18 protein-coding genes and 2 pseudogenes are annotated in these 19,423 nt (G+C 27.0%); 9 read left to right on the forward strand and 11 right to left on the reverse strand.

The window, feature by feature from the left end; translation table 11 throughout:
• Positions 1-1,257, reverse strand: a pseudogene (locus tag GQV94_RS07015) (hypothetical protein); the annotation flags it as partial.
• On the opposite strand from GQV94_RS07015, the gene GQV94_RS07020 reads away from it, so the two are divergent.
• A complete protein-coding gene (locus GQV94_RS07020; protein ID WP_200170345.1) occupies positions 1,250-1,435 on the forward strand; it encodes a hypothetical protein in 186 nt (61 codons plus the stop codon). The pseudogene GQV94_RS07015 and the gene GQV94_RS07020 sit on opposite strands and share 8 nt — an antisense overlap.
• A gap of 504 nt (positions 1,436-1,939) precedes the next feature.
• Here the strand turns inward: GQV94_RS07020 and GQV94_RS07025 are convergent.
• Genes GQV94_RS07025 through gltX form a run of 4 tightly spaced genes read right to left on the reverse strand, consistent with a single transcriptional unit; the run spans position 1,940 to position 5,856 of the window.
• Positions 1,940-2,602: an MqnA/MqnD/SBP family protein gene (locus GQV94_RS07025; RefSeq protein ID WP_200170346.1), complete on the reverse strand. Its 663-nt coding sequence runs from the start codon at positions 2,600-2,602 to the stop codon at positions 1,940-1,942.
• Position 2,603: 1 nt separating this feature from the next.
• Positions 2,604-3,236 carry a uracil phosphoribosyltransferase gene (gene upp / locus GQV94_RS07030; RefSeq protein WP_200170347.1) on the reverse strand — a complete coding sequence of 211 codons (633 nt, stop codon included), beginning with the start codon at positions 3,234-3,236 and terminating at the stop codon, positions 2,604-2,606.
• A complete protein-coding gene (locus GQV94_RS07035; RefSeq protein ID WP_200170348.1) occupies positions 3,233-4,468 on the reverse strand; it encodes a malic enzyme-like NAD(P)-binding protein in 1,236 nt (411 codons plus the stop codon). Before GQV94_RS07035 ends, upp begins: the two co-directional genes overlap by 4 nt.
• Positions 4,468-5,856 (reverse strand): glutamate--tRNA ligase, encoded by a 1,389-nt coding sequence (gene gltX / locus GQV94_RS07040; RefSeq protein ID WP_200170349.1) that lies wholly within the window; start codon positions 5,854-5,856, stop codon positions 4,468-4,470. The genes GQV94_RS07035 and gltX overlap by 1 nt, the downstream gene beginning before the upstream one ends.
• Before the next feature lie 64 nt (positions 5,857-5,920).
• Between gltX and GQV94_RS07045 the strand changes: the two genes are divergently transcribed.
• Positions 5,921-6,736: a peptidylprolyl isomerase gene (locus tag GQV94_RS07045; RefSeq protein ID WP_200170350.1), complete on the forward strand. Its 816-nt coding sequence runs from the start codon at positions 5,921-5,923 to the stop codon at positions 6,734-6,736.
• A gap of 282 nt (positions 6,737-7,018) precedes the next feature.
• Here GQV94_RS07045 and GQV94_RS07050 read toward each other — a convergent pair whose 3' ends face one another.
• Complete coding sequence (locus tag GQV94_RS07050; protein WP_200170351.1) at positions 7,019-8,350, reverse strand: acetyl-CoA carboxylase biotin carboxylase subunit; 1,332 nt, start codon at positions 8,348-8,350, stop codon at positions 7,019-7,021.
• On the reverse strand, positions 8,350-8,805 hold the full coding sequence (gene accB / locus GQV94_RS07055; RefSeq protein WP_200170352.1) for an acetyl-CoA carboxylase biotin carboxyl carrier protein: 456 nt from the start codon (positions 8,803-8,805) through the stop codon (positions 8,350-8,352). Before accB ends, GQV94_RS07050 begins: the two co-directional genes overlap by 1 nt.
• Before the next feature lie 161 nt (positions 8,806-8,966).
• On the opposite strand from accB, the gene dcd reads away from it, so the two are divergent.
• The 5 genes and pseudogenes from dcd to GQV94_RS07080 all read left to right on the forward strand — a co-directional run bounded on the left by dcd (position 8,967) and on the right by GQV94_RS07080 (position 14,128).
• On the forward strand, positions 8,967-9,527 hold the full coding sequence (gene dcd, locus GQV94_RS07060) for a dCTP deaminase (protein WP_131186711.1): 561 nt from the start codon (positions 8,967-8,969) through the stop codon (positions 9,525-9,527).
• Positions 9,528-9,536: 9 nt separating this feature from the next.
• On the forward strand, positions 9,537-10,598 hold the full coding sequence (locus GQV94_RS07065; RefSeq protein ID WP_200170353.1) for a hypothetical protein: 1,062 nt from the start codon (positions 9,537-9,539) through the stop codon (positions 10,596-10,598).
• A gap of 58 nt (positions 10,599-10,656) precedes the next feature.
• Positions 10,657-11,661 carry a UDP-N-acetylglucosamine 4,6-dehydratase (inverting) gene (gene pseB / locus GQV94_RS07070; protein ID WP_200170354.1) on the forward strand — a complete coding sequence of 335 codons (1,005 nt, stop codon included), beginning with the start codon at positions 10,657-10,659 and terminating at the stop codon, positions 11,659-11,661.
• A complete protein-coding gene (gene pseC, locus GQV94_RS07075) occupies positions 11,661-12,797 on the forward strand; it encodes a UDP-4-amino-4,6-dideoxy-N-acetyl-beta-L-altrosamine transaminase (RefSeq protein ID WP_200170355.1) in 1,137 nt (378 codons plus the stop codon). Before pseB ends, pseC begins: the two co-directional genes overlap by 1 nt.
• A pseudogene (locus GQV94_RS07080) lies at positions 12,784-14,128 on the forward strand (DUF4910 domain-containing protein). Before pseC ends, GQV94_RS07080 begins: the two are co-directional and overlap by 14 nt.
• On the opposite strand, the gene GQV94_RS07085 reads toward GQV94_RS07080, so the two are convergent.
• On the reverse strand, positions 14,103-14,849 hold the full coding sequence (locus GQV94_RS07085) for an AAC(3) family N-acetyltransferase (RefSeq protein WP_200170356.1): 747 nt from the start codon (positions 14,847-14,849) through the stop codon (positions 14,103-14,105). The pseudogene GQV94_RS07080 and the gene GQV94_RS07085 overlap by 26 nt on opposite strands.
• Before the next feature lie 185 nt (positions 14,850-15,034).
• Here GQV94_RS07085 and GQV94_RS07090 point away from each other — a divergent pair, with 185 nt between their 5' ends.
• The gene (locus GQV94_RS07090) at positions 15,035-16,099 is read left to right on the forward strand and encodes an acyl carrier protein (RefSeq protein ID WP_200170357.1); all 1,065 of its coding nucleotides are present in this window, start codon (positions 15,035-15,037) and stop codon (positions 16,097-16,099) included.
• Here the strand turns inward: GQV94_RS07090 and GQV94_RS07095 are convergent.
• The 3 genes from GQV94_RS07095 to GQV94_RS07105 form a co-directional block, all read right to left on the reverse strand.
• Positions 16,096-16,323 (reverse strand): acyl carrier protein, encoded by a 228-nt coding sequence (locus tag GQV94_RS07095; protein ID WP_200170358.1) that lies wholly within the window; start codon positions 16,321-16,323, stop codon positions 16,096-16,098. The genes GQV94_RS07090 and GQV94_RS07095 overlap by 4 nt on opposite strands.
• A 465-nt stretch (positions 16,324-16,788) precedes the next feature.
• A complete protein-coding gene (locus tag GQV94_RS07825) occupies positions 16,789-17,157 on the reverse strand; it encodes a hypothetical protein (RefSeq protein ID WP_234126462.1) in 369 nt (122 codons plus the stop codon).
• Between the two features lie 606 nt (positions 17,158-17,763).
• Positions 17,764-19,266 carry an amino acid adenylation domain-containing protein gene (locus tag GQV94_RS07105; protein ID WP_200170359.1) on the reverse strand — a complete coding sequence of 501 codons (1,503 nt, stop codon included), beginning with the start codon at positions 19,264-19,266 and terminating at the stop codon, positions 17,764-17,766.
• Positions 19,267-19,321: 55 nt separating this feature from the next.
• Here GQV94_RS07105 and GQV94_RS07110 point away from each other — a divergent pair.
• Positions 19,322-19,423, forward strand: a 102-nt coding sequence (locus GQV94_RS07110) for a DUF2920 family protein (RefSeq protein ID WP_200170360.1), incomplete at its 3' end; no start/stop codon positions are given.

The following is a 19,423-nucleotide window of genomic DNA, read 5'->3' on the forward strand; positions in this document are numbered from 1 at the left end:
ATCATTATTTGAACTATTTACAATATTACCATAGATAATTCCATTATCAGTATTTAAAATACCGCTACCATTTTTAGAAGTAATAGTTCCACCATTTTCAATGGTGATGCCGTGTGTTTGAACATCTACATCTTTTTGTCCTATGGTTCCAGTATTAATAATACCGCCATTATCACCTTGTATAGTTCCAGATACAGTGATGCTTGTATTTACTTGTTTGCCTGCTCCTATATAAATACCAGCATTACCACCTTCTAATCTACCTTTTACGTCTATGCCTTCGCCTTCAATATCTCTATCACTTCCATCAATGTGGATTGCATCATTGCCTGCTTTAATAACACCATTACTTTCTATAGTGATTTTACCGATATTTGTTGTATTACCACTAACATCGCCATGCCCATAAAAACTTATACCATTTAAACTAGCTTCTATAGTTCCACTATTAGTAAGAGTTTCTATTTTATTGCCTGCTTCTACTAAGATACCATTAGAGTTTGATTGTATAGTGCCTTCATTGGTAAAATTTGTAATTGTAGTTGTTCTATCCAAAGCAGTCGAAAGTTTAATACCTGCTGCAAGATTATTATTGCTAGTTGATTCTATGGTTCCTTTGTTAGTAAAATTTTCAATAGTAGATTCAGCTAGTTTTATACCTATAATGCCAGAAATTAAACCATTGCTATCATTAGTAAAACTATCGATTGTGCCCTTACTTAAAGCTATACCTGATGAAACATAAAAAGATACAGCAGGTTCAGTATTTCCTATATTCTTTATAGTTCCTTTGTTAGTTAGAGTTTTAATAGTTGCACTTTCTATATTTAGTGCTCCAATATCCTTATTGCCCTGAATCAATCCATTGCTATCATTAGTAAAATTAGTTATTGTTGCACTACTAGCAATATTTATCCCTTGACCACTATTGCTACTTATAGTTCCACTATTGTTAAAAGTTTCTATAGTTGCTCCACTAGCAATATTTATCCCTTGTTTATTAGTGCTACTAATAGTCCCACTATTAGTAAAAGTAGTAATCTCAGTATTACCAAGATAAATAGCCTCACCATTGTTTGAACTTATAGTTCCACTATTGTTAAAATTAGTAATACTAGATTTAGAACTATCTTTTCCCCAAACTACTACTCCAAATTGAGAATCATTACCTCCTATAGTGCCAGTATTTTCAAAGCTTTGTATGGTAGCACCACCACTTTTATTTGCTCCTACTTGAACTCCCATTCTTTTGCCCATAAGAGTTCCTTCATTTTTAAAAGTAGAAGTTGAAGAACTTGGCTTAAAATCAACAGCTATACTATTACTAGTGGTAACTACAACTGAACCACTACTTTCTATAACAAGAGTATTACCAGTACTACTTATAGTTTGTGTAGAACTTTGTGAATCACTTATTGTAGTATTAGTATTTTGATAAGTAGTTGTTGATTTAGTTTTGCTATCATCATAAGCTTCTACATTAGCTGTAGCATAAGAATAAGAACTTAAAAAAGAGATTGTAACTAAAGAAAGAACTAGTTTTTTAGATGAATGAGAATGGTTTTTTTCAATCCCCCCCCCCCGAAATCTCTTTTAAACTATGTTTTTGATCCATTGTTTAAAACTCCTTTGATTGTTTATTAAAAAAAATAAAAAAGTAATAAAATATAAATCATAAACTTTTTTGGAATAATAAAATATTTTTAATTAAAAGTTTATTAATAATAATTTTTAATTGATTATTTTTGGTGATATCTTTTTATATTGTTGTATGAGTGTTTTAAACATTATTTGATAATCTTTTTTATAATTTTAGAAATTATAAAAATAAAATTAAATAATTTTTGAAATAAAAAATTAAAAGATTTAAAAAGTAGATAAAACTTAAATTTTTAGGTATTAAATATATTTATATTTCTATGAAAATTTAAACTTAAAATTATTTTCTTTTAGACTGAGTGATAAAACGTTTTAAAGCAAGTTTTTCTTTTGTTTTTATTTCATAATAAATAATTTCATCTAAATAATATCTTATATCTTTGATATCTAAATTTGCTCTTTTGGCATATTTTTCAAGCATATAATAAGGAATTTTGGTTTTCTTTTTAGAAAATTTTTTAAAAATTATTTCATAAAATTCTTTTTTTCTCACACAAGAAAATCTTGCAAAAACAAAAGGAAGACCTGTTTTTTTGTACCATAAACTACACAGATCAATATATTTTGAACTATCTTCTAAATAAAGTTTTAAAGCTTTATCTCCTATGATGACTTTTCCGTTTTGATTTAAAACTTTAGCTAAAGCATTTGAAGTAGCAGAACTTGGATCTTTTAAACTGGGTGAATTTTTTTGCACCAAAACACTTAAAACTTTCTTATAGGCACAAATTCCAATGTCTAAATTTTGGTATTTTTTTCTTGCACTTTCTATGCTAGATATGATAGCTCCATCAATTCTTCTATAAAATAAATCACGATTTAATTTACTAGGAACTCCTTTTTTAAATTCCATAGAAGCTTTAAAACCATTAGGCAAAGGGTATTTTTTTAAATAAATATGCAAAGGCAATAAATTTATATAATCAATTTTCCCAAAAATCATTTTATTTGTCTAAGGTATTAAATACCCTATCTCCAGCATCTCCTAAACCAGGAACAATATAGGCATTTTTATCTAAACCTTCATCAATACTTGCTATAAAAACATCTACATCACTATGAAAATGATTAAAATTATTTAATCCTTCTAAAGTCCCAAGTATAGATATAAATTTTATTTTTTTAATGCCTTGTTCTTTTAAAAAATTACAAGCTTCAATAGCAGTTGAACCTGTCGCGAACATAGGATCTATAACGATGGCTAAACGCTCTTTAGCATCTTTTGGAAGTTTTTGAAAATAAAATTGAGCTTTTAGGGTCTCTTCGTCTCTTTGAAAACCTAAAAAACCAATACTTGCATTAGGAATTAACTTAAAAACGCTTTCAAGCATTCCTAAAGCTGCCCTTAATATAGGGCAAATCATAATTTTTTCATCAAGCTCTTTAGCAGTCGTTTTAGCTATAGGGGTTGTAATTTCTTTATTTTTTAAATTCAAATCTTTAGTAGCTTCAAAAAGTAAAAAAGAGCTAATTTCATCGATGAGCATACGGAATTGAAAGGGTTTTGTTTCTTTATCTCTTAAAATTCCTAATTTATGCTCTATCAAAGGATGAGAAATTTGATGAATATTTTTCATTTTAAGCTTTCAAAATATTCTTTTTCATTAAAATTTTTGATTCTAGCTACATTATCTTTTACTGCAGCACTTGCAACGGCAGTACTTACAATAGCTTTAACTCTATCATCAAAAGGTTTTGGGATCACATAATCTTTTCCAAATTCTAAATTGCTTAGATTGTAAGCTTTTTTCACTTTTTCGCTCACAGGAAGTTTGGCTAAATCAGCTAAAGCTTTGGCTGCTGCTATTTTCATATTTTCGGTTATTTTAGTAGCTCTTACATCTAAAGCTCCTCTAAAAATAAAAGGAAAACCTAAGACATTATTGATTTGATTTGGATAATCACTTCTTCCTGTTCCTATAATAGCATCTTTTCTAAGTCTTATAACATCTTCTGGCATCACTTCAGGAATAGGATTTGCCAAAGCAAAAATGACAGGATCTTTAGCCATTGATAAAACCATTTCATCATCTAAAATTTTAGGCGCTGATAAACCTAAAAAAACATCAGCACCTTTTAAGGCTTCTTTTAAAGTTTTATCCTTTGTATCTGATACAAATTCAAGTTTATAAGAATTTAGATCTTTTCTTTCTTTGTTTATCACGCCTTTGCTATCAACTAAAATGATATTTTCAACCCCTAAATTTCTATACATTCTAGCACTTGCAACACCAGCTGCTCCAGCACCGCTAATGACTACCTTAATATCTTGAAATTTTTTTCCACTAAGCTCCATAGCATTCATAAGACCTGCTGTTGAAATAATAGCTGTTCCGTGCTGATCATCGTGCATAACAGGAATACCTAAATTTTGCAAAGCAGCTTCGATTTCAAAACATTTAGGTGCTGCTATATCTTCTAAATTTATCCCTCCAACACTTGGAGCTAAAAATTTACAAAAAGCAACAATATCTTCTATACTATGTGCATTAATTTCAAGGTCAAAAGCATTTACATTGGCAAATTTTTTAAATAAACAAGCTTTACCCTCCATAACAGGCTTGCTTGCACTAGGTCCTATATTTCCAAGCCCTAATACTGCAGAACCATCGCTTACAATGGCTACCAAATTCGATTTAGTAGTATAAGTGTAAGCTAGTTCTTCATTTTTTGCGATCTCTAAACATGGCTCTGCAACCCCTGGGCTATATGCTAAAGATAAATCATTACTTGAATCCATATTTTTAGTTGGTTCAACGCTAATTTTTCCACCTAAATGATAATTTAAGGCATCTTCTTTTGAATACATTATTTCCTCTTTTCTAAGAATCCTTTAATTCTTTTTTTACATTCATTTACTCCTAAAAACTCTAATACTTCAAATATACTAGGGCTCACCGCATTTCCAGTTAAAGCTATGCGCAATGGCTGGGCTAAATCTTTTAATTTTAACTCATATTTTTGTAAAAATTCATTAGTAAATTCTTCAAAATCTTTAGCGGTATTTTGTTCTTTTAATTCTTCACAATATTTAGCCAAAAATTCCAAATTCTTTTCATTAACAAATTTTTCCACTGCAACTTCATCATAGTTTTGTGGTAATTCTATAATACTTTTTGCACTATTTATAATATCAAATAAATTTTTTGCTCTTTCTCTTAATAAATTGAGTAAAAATTTCCCTTTATTGATATTGTCAAAATCAAATCCTAAAGATTTAAGTTCAAAATTAAGTTCATCATAAGCTAGGGTTTTAATATAATGGGCATTAAGCCATTCTAACTTTTTAAAACTATATGAAGATGCACTTTTGCTTATATGATAAGGATCAAAAAGTTCTTTTAATTCTTCCATAGAAAAAATTTCATCATCTTTATGACCCCAGCCTAAACGGACTAAAAAATTAAGCAAGGCTTGAGGAAGTATTCCCATAGCTTTGTATTCCATTACATCTGTTGCACCATGCCTTTTGGAAAGTTTTTTGCCATCTTCTCCGTGTATCATTGCAACATGAAAAAACTTAGGAATTTTAAAATTTAAAGCTTCATAAAGAATGATTTGTTTAGGAGTGTTGGAAAGATGATCATCACCTCTTATGACATTATTTACTCCCATTAAAGCATCATCTATCACAACGGTAAAATTATAAGTTGGGCTTCCATCACTTCTTGCTATGATAAAATCATCTAAAATATCTTCGACTTTAAATTTAACTTCACCTTTTATGCCATCGTTAAAAACTATTTCTCCACTAAGTGGTGCTTTAATGCGCACAACAGGTTCTATCCCTTTTGGTGGAGTACCTTTAAAATCTCTATATCTTCCATCGTATCTTGGACGCTCTTTAGCTTTTTCTTGTTTTAAACGCAACTCTTCAAGCTCTTCTTTGCTCATATAACAATAATAAGCTTTGCCCTCATCTAAAAGCTTTTGAATATACTGCTTATAGATATCAAAACGCTCTGATTGATAAATAATTTCACCATCATAATCTAATTTGCACCATTTAAAAGCTTCGATAATAGCTTTAGTAGCTTCTTTAGAATTTCTTTTTAAATCTGTATCTTCAATACGCAATAAAAATTTTCCTTTATTTTTTCTTGCGTATAAATAATTGTATAATGCTGTTCTTAAACCTCCAATATGCAAATAGCCAGTAGGAGAAGGAGCAAAACGCGTTATAATACTTTCTTGCATTTTTTGCCTTTTCTTAAATTTTTATTGTTATAATGCGATATTTCAACTTAAAAAAGGTTTGATTATGAAAAAAATTTTAGCAACTTGTATTTTTTTATCAAATATTTTATATGCTAACACCATTAATGCGATCTCTATGATAGTAGATAAAGAGCCTATTACGCTTTATGAAATACAACAAACTATGAAAAAATTAAATATACCTAGAAATCAAGCTCTAATCATTTTGGTCAATGAAAAAATTGAACAAGCTCAAATCAAAAAATTTGGTATTGCTATAAATGAAATTGATCTTGAAAATAGCATTGATAGAATGTTAGAGCAAAACCGCATAAGCCTTGAGCAATTTAAAAAAGAATTAAAAAATAAAAATCAAAGTTTTGAAATTTTTAAACAAGATTTCAAAAAAGATTTAGAAAAAAGAAAGCTTTATGAACAAATTTTAACAATGGCAAAAATAGATTATAGTGAAGCGGGGGCAAAAAATTTTTTTGAAATGCACAAAAGCGAATTTTCTATTTTTACTGAAATTGATGTAAATATTTATAATTCAAATGATCCGGCAATTTTAGAAGAAATTAAAAAATCTCATAAAATATCCTTTAAAAGAAAACAAGCGCATTTAAATATAAGTAATGCTGATCCGCGTTTATTGGCTCTTTTATCGCAAATTAATATTAATGATTTCTCCCCTGTTTTAAATTCAAAAAATGGCTATGAACTTTACGAGGTTAAAGACAAAAGAGGAGAGCAAACTCCTGAATTTGATGAAGTTAAAAATGAAGTTTTGAATGCTTATATCAATAAACAAAAACAAAATTTCATACAAGATTATTTTGAAAAATTACGCTCAAAAGCTAATATAGAATATATAAGATAAAATTTTAATTTTATCTTTATTTTTTATAAGCAAATAAAATACAATAAATCTTCTCTCATAAAAAGTAAAGAAAGTTTCTTATAATTTAATATTTATTTTGAGTTATAACAAGATATTTATACATATTGTATAAATTAATATTTAGATCAGACTCATTCAATTTGCTAATTTAATTTTAGCTAAACTTACAATTTAAAATAATTTAGATATTTTTTAGTTATGGTAATTTTTTGTAACATTGTTTCATAATTAAAAATTTATTTTTAATTATGAAACCTAGTTTTAATGTCTTGCAAGATAGTTTGTATCATAGTTATTGTCAATAAAATCAGGATTATCCATCATAGCAATATGAAAATCTTTAGTTGTTTTAATTCCTTGAACTATAAGCTCATTTAAGGCTACTTTCATTTTAGTGATTGCCCTATGTCTATCTTCTGCCCATACAACAAGTTTTCCAATCATAGAATCATAATAAGGTGGAACAGAATAATCTTGATAACAATGACTTTCCATTCTTACATTTCTACCTGCTGGGGGGATATATTTAGTTATTTTTCCTGGACTTGGTAAAAAAGTTTTAGGATCTTCAGCTGTGATTCTACACTCTATAGAATGTCCTTTTAATTTTATACTTTCTTGAGGAGGTAATGCATAACCTTCGGCTACTTTAATCATTTGTTCAATAATATCAATGCCACTGACCATTTCACTTACACAATGTTCCACTTGCAAACGTGTATTCATTTCTATAAAATAAAAATCTAAATTTTTATCTACTAAAAATTCAAAAGTCCCAGCTCCTTCATATCCTATAGCTTTAGCTGCTCTAATGGCTGTTTCATGTAATTTTTTACGCGTATTATTATCAAGAAGTATGGCAGGGGATTCTTCTATAAGTTTTTGATGACGCCTTTGCATAGAGCAATCTCTTTCGCCTATATGGATTACATTGCCAAAACTATCTCCTATAACTTGTACTTCAATATGGCGTGGATTTTGTATATATTTTTCCATATACATTGTGCCATCTCCAAATGCTGTCATAGCTTCACTTTCAGCAGACCAATAAGCTTTTTCTAAATCTTTTTCACTTTCTACAACTCTCATACCGCGTCCGCCACCACCAGCTGCGGCTTTTAAAATAACAGGATAACCTATTTCACTTGCAAGTTTTTTAGCTGCTTCTATACCTTGTAAAGCTCCATCACTTCCTGGAATTACAGGAACATTAGCTCTTTTCATTACTTGTTTAGCTTTGCTTTTATCACTCATTAAAGTCATAGCTTCAACAGAAGGTCCTATAAATTTAATATTATGCTTAGCACAAATTTCAACAAAATTTTGATTTTCACTTAAAAAACCATATCCTGGAAAAATAGCATCAACCTCAGCAATTTCAGCTGCTGTGATAATAGCAGGGATATTAAGATAGCTTTCAGAACTTCTTGCTTTTCCTATACAAATACTTGCATCAGCGTATTTTAAATAAAGTGCATCTTTATCAGCTTCAGAATATACGCAAATTGCTTTTTTTCCCATTTCTTTAATCGTTCTTAAAGCTCTTAAAGCTATTTCTCCACGATTGGCAATCAAAATACTTTTAATTTCCATTAAAGTTTCTCCACGGCAAATAAAGGCATTCCAAATTCAACTGGTTGTCCATCTGCAACAAGGATTTCGCTAATGCGACAATCAAATTCAGCTTCAATTTCATTCATAATTTTCATTGCCTCAATAATAGCTATCGTATCTCCTTTTTTAACATTTGTTCCAACTTTTACAAAAGGATTAGCACCAGGACTTGGAGCTTGATAATAAGTTCCTACCATAGGACTATTGATAGTTAAACTATCTGATTTTGCATTAATGCTTGGTTTTGCTTCATTAACAACATTAACATTAATCGGTTGTGGGGCAGGTGTTGTAGGACATACAGGAGCTGGAACATCACAACATATATCTCTTTGAAGTTCAATCTCAAAACCATCTTGTTCTTTAATTTTTATTTTAGTGATATTAGTCTCAGCAAATAAATTTACTAAATCTTTAATTTCCTCTTTTGTCATAATTTTTCTCCTATTCTTAATTTAAGAACTTAAATTTGATATTATATAAAAACTTACAAAAATTTAATATTAAAATATTTTAATTAAAATTCCAAATATAATAATTAAATCAAAATATATTAAAATATAATAATTAAATTTAATAAATACAAGGGTATAAAATGGGCTTAAAAGCTGATAATTGGATTAGAAAAATGGCAAAAGAAAATGAAATGATTTCTCCTTTTTGCGAAGCAAATATAGGCAAAGGTGTTGTAAGTTATGGACTTTCAAGTTATGGCTATGATATACGCGTAGGTCGTGAATTTAAAATCTTTACTAATGTTAATTCCACTGTTGTTGATCCAAAAAATTTTGTGGAAGAAAATGTAGTTGATTTTATAGGCGATGTATGTATAGTTCCTGCAAATTCTTTTGCACTAGCAAGAACAATTGAATATTTTAAAATGCCTGATAATGTCTTAGCTATATGTCTTGGAAAAAGCACTTATGCAAGATGTGGCATTATAGTAAATGTTACTCCATTTGAACCTGGGTTTGAAGGGCATATAACCATTGAAATTTCAAATACTACCCCACTTCCAGCTAAAATTTATGCTAATGAAGGCATAGCACAAGTGTTATTTTTTCAAGGTGATGAATATTGTGATACAACTTATAAGGATAAAAAAGGTAAATATCAAGCTCAAACTGGTATAACCTTGCCAAGAATTTTAAAATAAGGAATACTTATGAATATCAAAAGATACTTTTCCTTGCCAATTTCATTTTTTGGAGCTGTTATGGGGCTTAGTGCTATTTCTTTAGCTTGGCTTTTAATTTATAGGATTTCTTATCTTGCTCAATTTAATGATTATATTCTTAAAACAAGTCAAATTGTTTATACTTTTTTTGCATTTTTAGCTTTATTGGTTTTTATTTTCTTATTTTTTATTTTTATTTTTAAGTGCATAATAAATTTTGAAAATATAAAAAGTGAATTTCATAATCCAATCACTAAAGTTTTCTTTGGAACTTTTTGTATCTCTTGCCTACTTTTGCCTATGATATTATCAATACTTTTACAAACCTTTCAATATGAAAGCAATATCATTAGAACTTTTGGTTTAATCTTATGGATATTTGGAGTAATATTAATGTTTGGTTTTAGTTTATACATTATAAATACTTGGCTTTATCATAAACATGAATTTACTCATATTACTCCAGCTTGGATTATCCCTGTGGTTGGTTTATTAGATATTCCTTTAGCTTTACCCTATATTTTTAATACGAATTTGTATATTTTTAAGTATTTTACAATGCTTTGTATTGGAGTAGGCTTTCTCTTTACTTTAATTTTGATACCTTTAATTTTAGCAAGGATCATCTTTTTTCAAAAACTTCCTGATAAACTTACCCCAACGCTTTTAATTTTAATAGCCCCTTTTAGTGTAGGATTTAGTGCTTATACAACTATTTTTAATATTGATGATTTTGCTATAATATTATTTTTAATAGGAGGATTTTTATTTCTATCTCTTTTACCTCAAATTTTTAAAGCTTATAAGTGTTGTCCCTTTAAAATTACTTGGTGGGCTATAAGCTTTCCATTGGCAACTCTAAACATTAGTTATTTAAAAATTATTGCTAATTCTTTGCAAAATATCAATTCAATCAATTTTAATAGTCTTTATGGAATTTTTGTTATTTTGGCTTTTGGATTTTTAATTTTTACAACTTTAATCTTTTTATGGCTAATTTTAAGAACAACTAAAGGAATCTTTTCAAAAGAAATTGAAAATTTAAGCTAAAATATAACAATGGAACAACTTTTGCTAAAATATTTATATAAAAATTAAAGGAAATTTTATGTTTAATGGTAAAAATATCCTTATTACAGGCGGAACTGGTAGTTTTGGTAAAACTTATACCAAAATTCTACTTCAAAATTATAAACCTAATAAAATTATTATTTATTCAAGAGATGAATTAAAACAATTTGAAATGGCAAATATCTTTAATGAGTCTTGTATGAGATATTTTATAGGAGATGTTCGCGATAAAGAAAGACTTAGCACTGCTATGAGAGATGTAGATTTTGTAATCCACGCAGCAGCAATGAAGCATGTTCCTGTGGCTGAATATAATCCTATGGAATGCATTAAAACCAATATACACGGGGCGCAAAATGTTATTGATGCATGTTTTGAAAATAAGGTTGAAAAATGTATAGCTCTTTCAACTGATAAGGCTTGCAATCCTGTAAATTTATATGGAGCAACTAAACTAGCTAGTGATAAACTTTTTGTAGCAGCTAATAATATAGCTGGAAATAACCATACAAGATTTAGCGTTGCAAGATATGGAAATGTGGTTGGTTCAAGAGGATCTGTTGTGCCATTTTTTAAAAAGCTGATTAGCGAAGGAGCAAAAGAACTCCCTATAACAGATACTAGAATGACAAGATTTTGGATTTCTTTAGAAGATGGAGTTAAATTTGTACTTGGTAATTTTGAAAAAATGCACGGGGGTGAAATTTTTATTCCTAAAATTCCATCAATGAAAATTACTGATCTTGCACACGCTTTAGCTCCAAATTTAAAACATAAAATTATAGGCATAAGGGCCGGAGAGAAACTCCACGAAATAATGATTTCAAGTGATGATAGTCATTTAACTTATGAATTTGATGATTATTATGCCATTAGTCCTAGCATTAAATTTACTAATACTCATAATGATTTTAGTATAAATGCCTTAAATCAAAAAGGTAAAAAAGTAAAAGATGGTTTTTCTTATAGCTCTGATAATAATCCAAATTGGGTAAGCGAAAAAGAACTTTTAAATATAATAAATCATACTGAGGAGTTTTGATGCTAACCTATTCTCATCAAAATATCGATCAAAGTGATATAGAAGCTGTTTTAAAAGCTTTAAAAGATGAAATTTTAACAGGTGGCAAGAAAGTAGAAGAATTTGAAAAAAATCTTTGCGAATACGTAGGAGTAAAATATGCTTGTGTATTAAATTCAGCTACTTCAGCTCTTCATCTTGCCTATAAAATTTTAAATCTTAAAGATAAAATTGTCCTTAGCACTCCTTTAACTTTTGCAGCTACTTCAAATACAGCTTTAATGGTGGGAGCAAAAGTTGAATTTATAGATATTAAAAGTGATGGAAATATTGATGAGAATAAACTAGAAGAAAGATTGAAAAAGGATAGTAAAAATATAGGAGCTATTTGTGTGGTTGATTTTGGGGGCAATAGCGTTGAAATGGATGAAATTTTAAATCTTGCTAAAAAATATAATATCCCCTTAATCGATGATGCAAGTCACGCACTAGGAGCAAGTTATAAAGATAAAAAAGTAGGCTCAATGGCCGATTTAAATGTATTTTCTTTTCATCCGGTAAAACCTATAACCACTTTTGAAGGTGGAGCCTTGCTTAGTGATAATGAATATTTTATTAAACAAGCAAAACTTTTAAGATCTCATGGGATAGAGAAAAAAAGGCTTTGGGATAGTGATATGTATGAACTTGGATACAATTATCGCTTAAGTGATGTTGCTTGTGCTTTAGGGATCAATCAACTTAAAAAACTTGATATCAATTTAGAAAAAAGAGAAAAAATCGCTCAATTTTATGATGAAGAATTTAAAAATAACCCTTATTTTTCTACTATAAAAATCAAAAATTATAAAAAAAGTTCAAGACATTTATATCCTATTTTACTTTTTCCAGAATTTCATTGCAAAAAAGAAGAAATTTTTAAAGCTCTAATTGATAGAAAAATAGGAGTTCAAGTGCATTATAAGCCCACTTATGAATTTAGTTTTTATAAAAATTTAATGGGAAATATAAGATTAGAAAATGCTGATCATTTTTATAGGGCTGAACTTAGCATTCCTTGTCATCAAGAAATGAGTTTAGAAGATGCAAAATTTGTAAAAGAAAACTTATTTGAAGTTTTAGAAAAAGCAAAAAAGGCTTATTGTGAATCAATTTGATTTTAGACATAAAAATTTTATGCAAAATGGTATCTTAATGTATAATCTGGCTAAAAAGCTTTTTCCAATTTGTAGAAGTATCACTGGAAAAGGTTTTAGAACAAGTTTAAAAATTCTAAACTATGAACTTATAAAAAATCTTAATATATCAAATAAACTGGGGGGGGGGATTTGAAATTCACTCCATTAAAAGTAGAACAAAAGTATATGATTGGATTATTCCACCTGAATGGCATATCAAAGATGCTTTCATAATAGATCCAAACGGTAAAAAAATTTGCGATTTTAAAAAAAATAATCTACATGTTTTAAACTATAGCATAGCAGTTGATAAAAAACTAGATCTTGAAGAATTACAAAATCATTTATACTCCTTAGAAAATATCCCTGATGCTATTCCTTATGTTACGAGTTATTATAAAAAAAGATGGGGATTTTGCATTACTCATAATGAAAGAAAAAAGTTAAAAAAAGGAACATATAGAGTTTTTATTGATTCAAAGCATGATGAAAATGGGGTTTTAAATTATGCAGATTTTATTATCCCTAGCACAAAAAATTCAAAAGATGAAATTTTAATTTCAACCTATCTTTGTCATCCTTCTATGGCAAATAATGAATTAAGCGGACCTGTGGTGGCTGTATTCTTAGCTAAATGGCTTTTAAATCTTAAAGAAAGAAAATATAATTACCGCTTTGTTATCGTGCCTGAAACTATAGGAAGTATAACTTATATCAATAAAAATTTAAAAGCTTTACAAAAAAATGTAAAGGCTGGATTTGTCCTTTCGTGCATAGGAGATGATCTTTCTTATTCACTTATTCATACCCCAAATGCAAATACTCTTTCAGATAAAGTTGCATTACATACCTTAAAAAATAAAATTAATTTTAAAGAATTTAGCTTTTTAAAGAGAGGTTCTGATGAAAGACAATACAATTCTCCTTTAGTAAATTTAGGGATTGTTGGAATTTGTCGCACAAGATATGGGGATTATAAATTTTATCATACTTCAAAAGATGATCTTGATTTTATAAGCCCTAAAGGTTTATTGGGAGGACTTAAAGCTATGCAAGAAATCATTTTAAATTTGGAAAATAATGCTATTTATAAAAATACTATTTTTTGCGAACCAAATCTTGGAAAAAGAGGTCTTTATCATACCTTAAGTTCCATTAACGATATCCCTCTTGCTTGTAATTTTCTAGCTTTTCTTGATGGAAAAAAAGATATTTTAGATATAGCAGAAATCTTAAATTTACAAGGTTATGAACTTAAAGACTTAGTGCAAAAACTTTTAGAATTTAAACTTTTAGAATGTGTAGGCTAAGTCCTTGATTTTGCTCAATATCTTTAGATATTACTTTATAAGCTTTTTCAAGATCAATAATCTTAATAAAAATTTCATCAAAAAAAACTATCTCCATAACTTTTTCTTGTAAAAAAAGATCTTCTAAAGGATGAATATGGGTTAAAACATTATTAGCTCTTACAAACATATCATAGGTTTTAAGTTCTTTATGACCTTTTTCATCAATATAAAAAGATGTAAAACTTTTATTATATCTATAACTAACCTTTAAACATTGCTCTACATAATGCACAAAGGTAAAAGAATCTTGCAAAGGCAAATCAACTATAATCATTTTAGCTTTATTTTTATACATAAAATCAAAAGGTGAATTTTTATCAAAAGCTCCTTTATTATCAAGTTCGATTAAATCTTTTTGAAAGTTATTTGCAACCATAAAAGAATAAATAGGATGTTTTGTGCGTTTAAATTCTACTCTTTTTAAAGCTATATTTGCCAAAGCTCCAGTTTGTGACTTTGAATTTAAAATATCATAGCTTAAACCTTTGCAAAAATCCCAATTAAAACTTTGTATTGCTAATCCCCCTTTTCTTGTCTGTTTTAAAAAAATATCAAGAAAGGAGTTTAAATTTTCTCTTGCATTGCCTTTTAATTTATAAAGCAAACGCGTTAAATTTCCTGTAAATAATATATATTCTTTCTCTTTTATATTAAGTTTTTTAAAAAAATCTTCTAGCATAGATAAACCTTAGATAATTTATTTTATCAAAATATTTAAATAAAAAATATTATATAATATTAATGTATTCATAATTATAAATATAGATATTTTTTATCCTCCACTAATACTAGAATAAATTGTATTAATAAAATTACGTATTTTTTAGCTATAATTTAAAAAAATTACAAGTAAAAGGAAAAATTTTGAAAGCTTTTTTAAGTATAGGAACAACTAATACTGGAAATCATGAACGACAAGGCTTTTTAGCGAAAAATTTTGACAAACTCTTAAATCAAGGTTTTTTATATCCAAGAAGTTTAAGAATAGCTAATAGACATTGGGCTTTGGTAGATATGGTTTTAGAATTAATTAAAGATGAAAATTTAAATCTTACTCAACCAGAACAAGTATTAAAAGCTTTAAAAAATCCACGTCTTTTGCAAACTATAGAAGATTTTAAAAAAGAAAAAGAACTTCATAAAGATAAAACATTTATTTTTTCTGTTGAAGGGTGTGTTTGGGAATTTTCCTCAAAAAAACATATAGAAATTTTATATGCGATTTTAAAAGCTTTGGGATTTGATGAAATTAAGCTTATGGTTTATTTTAGAGATACTCTAGATTATTTAAATTCTCATTGTTCTCAAGATTTAAAAAATAACCTAGGTTATTATTCAGGTGATTTTAAACCCCAAGATCATCCTAGAAAATATATTTTCGATTATAAGTGGATTTGTGAAAATTATACCGAAGTTTTTGGAGAAAATAGCTTGATAGTAAGATTATTAAGAGAAGATTATGTAGGAGGAACTTTACTTAAAGATTTTACTCATCATTTAGGTATTAAATGGGATGAAAATTTTGATTTAGAGCAGACAAAAAATGAAAGTTTTAATCTTTTGGGTATGGAAATTCAAAAAAGATTAAATGAAAAAGATTTAAATGGACAAAATATTAATTCCCTTTTAAGTATTTCTAGAAAACATTTTGAAGGCACAAAAGAAGCAAGACTTAAATTTAAAGTGCAAAAAGAGTTAGCTAAAGCCTATGTTGATTATTTTGCTAGTTCTAATGAATGGGTGAGAGCTAAGTATTTTCCTCATAAAAAAAGTTTATTTACCCCTATAAATTGGAATGATTATAAAGAAAATGCTACTTTAAAAGATATCAAAGAAGAGGATTGGGATAAAATTGTAAATTTTTTTGCAGAGGTAATTATCTCAAAAAATATCATTATTCAAAACTTAAAAAATTGCAATAAAAATTAATTTTTCATTGCAATTTCAAGCATATCCTTGATTGTTTTAAAATTTTCAAAATTTTCAGGTTTAATAAAAGTTGCATCAAGTGGTCTTCCATAATACTTTTCAATTTCTGCCACTAAGGCCATAATATCTATACTATCTATAAGATCATCGCTGATTAGATTCTCTGTATTTTCATCAATATCTGTTCTTTCTATATTAAGAAAAAATTGCTTAATTGTTTGCATTTTTACTCCTTAAAATTATAATTTTTATTATACTTAAATTTATATAAATATTAAACTTTTCTTTAATTATTCACTTTTAAAAATACAATTTTACTAATTTAAAAGTGAAAAAATCAATTTTTAGAAAATTAAAAAATATTATTTATATACTTTAAAGGGCTATTATTTGAGATTTTTGCTAAAATTATTTAGAGATGTTGCATATTCTTTTTAAAATACTCCTTGCAAAATTCTTTATAAGAAAAAATTTAAAAAGAATTTAAAAATTTATCAAGGGATATAAATTTATTTTTTAATAAAATCAAACTCTTTAAAAATTATAAATAATTAGCACTAAATTTCTTTAATTAACACTTTCATTTAGCATTTTAAAAAATAAAATACTTAAATTTTATCAATTTTTAATACTATATTTTGCTCTAAATAAAGCTTTAAAGTAGCGTGACTGTATTCATAAAAAAATAATTAAATTTTGTTAAAAAGTTTAATTTTTGCTTTAGAAATGCCATACATAGATCTTAAAAAACAATCGATCTTTACTTTTTCCCAAGAAAGCTCTAAAAATCCATTATTTGGTAAATCTTTTTTTGAATAGATTCTTTCTTTATCATTTCTTTTTTCCTGTTTTTTATAATTTTTATTTTTTAAATTCTCTAAAGCTTTTTGAAAAGTATTAATAGCAAGATTGTGTTGAGCTCTTAATAAATTAAGAGCTGTAATTTTTTTATCAAATTCAATTTCTTCTTGTATTAAAATATCTCCTGTATCTATATTTTTATCTACTTTATGCCAAGTAATACCTGTTTTACTCTTCTTTATAAATCGCCCAAACATGGGCATTAACTCCTCTATAATAAGGAAGTAAAGAATTGTGATAATTAATAATAGTATTATTTTCCACACATAGTGGTTTAAAAATATAAAAATTATTTGCACTTATAATTAAGGAATACTTTAAGGAATTAAAAAAGTTATCTAAATAGTTTTTCGTTTTATTTTCTATAAATTTAACTTCTTGTTGAAAAAATTTTGAGCTATTTTTTGACATTCTTTTGCTACTTTTCCATCACCTATAATAAAAATATTTTCATATTCCATTAAAATTCCTACTAATATATCAACTTGATTAAGTTTTTTATCATTATAATCATAAAAATTAAAATATTATAATTTAAATTATTTAAAAAAATAAAAACTTAAAAACAAAAAGATATTTTTATAAACTCAATTTATTTCCATAAAAAACGAATTTTATTAACCACTTATTTAATAATATTTAGATCTTTATAAAGTAAAAATTTTTTTCAAAAAATCAAATTGATATAAATAAAGAATTGTTTAATTAAACTCATTTAAAAAATTAAAATGATTCTATTTTTATATAACATAAAATCAAAATTTGGGTTTTATAACAAACATTTCTTTAGCTTTCAATCATTGCTAAATAAAATTATTTAAAAATTTCCTATCGATCTTACCATTTTGATTGAGTTTAAAACTATCTAGTCTTATAAAACGTTTAGGTATCATATAAGCATTTAATTTATCTTTTAAAAAAGCTTTTAAATTAAGTTCTTTTTCACTTTCATAAAAACAAATAATCTCTTCTTTGAAAATACAAGCAGCATTTTTAATTTCTAAATGAGAATTTATAACACTCTCTATCTCTCCTAGTTCTATTCTATGTCCCATATATTTGATTTGATTATCTTTTCTTCCAAAACATAAAAGCTCTCCTAGCTCATTATAAGCTACAATATCCCCTGTTTTATAAAGCAAATCTAAATAATTATTATGTAAAGGATTTTGTATAAAAGCTTCTTTTGTTTTTTTGCTATCATTATAATAACCTAGTGATAAACAAGTTCCCCTTATATAAAGTTCTCCTTTAATACCTATTTCTTTAGGACTAATAAAATTCATATTTTCATCAAAGACTAAAAGCTCGGTATTTTTACAAGCCTTGCCAATAGGCAAAATATCCTCATCTTTAAATTCTCTCTCGGCCTTAAAAAAAGAACAAACATCAGTAATTTCCGTAGGTCCATAAAGATTAAAAAATTCCGTATTTGGCAAAGCCTTTCTCCAAAAATTAAGCTGTTTATTTGGCATAATTTCACCACAAAAAAGAACCTTTTTAAGATAAAGATTAAAATCTTTCAAAGCATTAGTATTTGCAAAATAAATAAGCACCGAAGGCACCCAAAAAATCATATTTATTTTTTGCTCTTCTAAATAAGATAAAATTTTATTTGGAAAAGCAAAAAGATGATTAGGTAGTAAATGAAGTGTCGCTCCTGCTTTAATGCTTGAAAATATATCTAAAATACTATTATCAAAATAAAACGGAGCTTGATTAGCTAAAATCTCATTTTCATTTAAATTAAAAGTTTCGCATACCCAAAAAGTATAATCAATCACACTTTTATGAGAAATAGAAACACCTTTTGGCACTCCCGTGCTTCCGCTTGTAAAAAAAACATATAATAAATTTGTATCTATATGTCTTTCTTTAATTTCTTCTAACAAAGTCTCATCTATATCAAAATTTAAAAAATCTTCTGTATAAAGTGTAGGCAAATTTAAATCAAAATTTAAATCTTTTGAAGTAATTAATAGCTTTGGTTTTAAAATATCTATTACTTTTTCTACGCGCTCTTTTGGAGTTTTTTCATCTAAAAGAGTATAAAAATTTCCACTCAAACTTACACCAAAAAAACTTATAAGACAATCAATACTTTTTGGCAAAAGAATTAAAATAGGACTTTGTATATAAGAATATTGCAAATCTTTAGCAATCTTACTTGCAAGCTTTTTACTTAAAACATTGAATTCTTTATAGCTTATACTTTTAAAATTTGAGCCAAAAGTATCTACAAAAGCTAGTTTTTCAGGAAATTTTAAAACACTTTTTTCTAAAAAATCATAAATATTTCTAACCATTATTATACCTTTAAAAAATTTTTATTATAATACTAAAAAACTAAAAAGATTTACTATGTTAATTAACAAATCCTATAAAATTAATTCTTGTGATGATGTTGAACTTAATATAAAAAGAGAAAGTAAGCTTGAGTATAGACTTACTTTTGATGATAGT

Source organism: Campylobacter sp. TTU_617, from assembly GCF_016599045.1.
Taxonomy (GTDB): domain Bacteria; phylum Campylobacterota; class Campylobacteria; order Campylobacterales; family Campylobacteraceae; genus Campylobacter_D.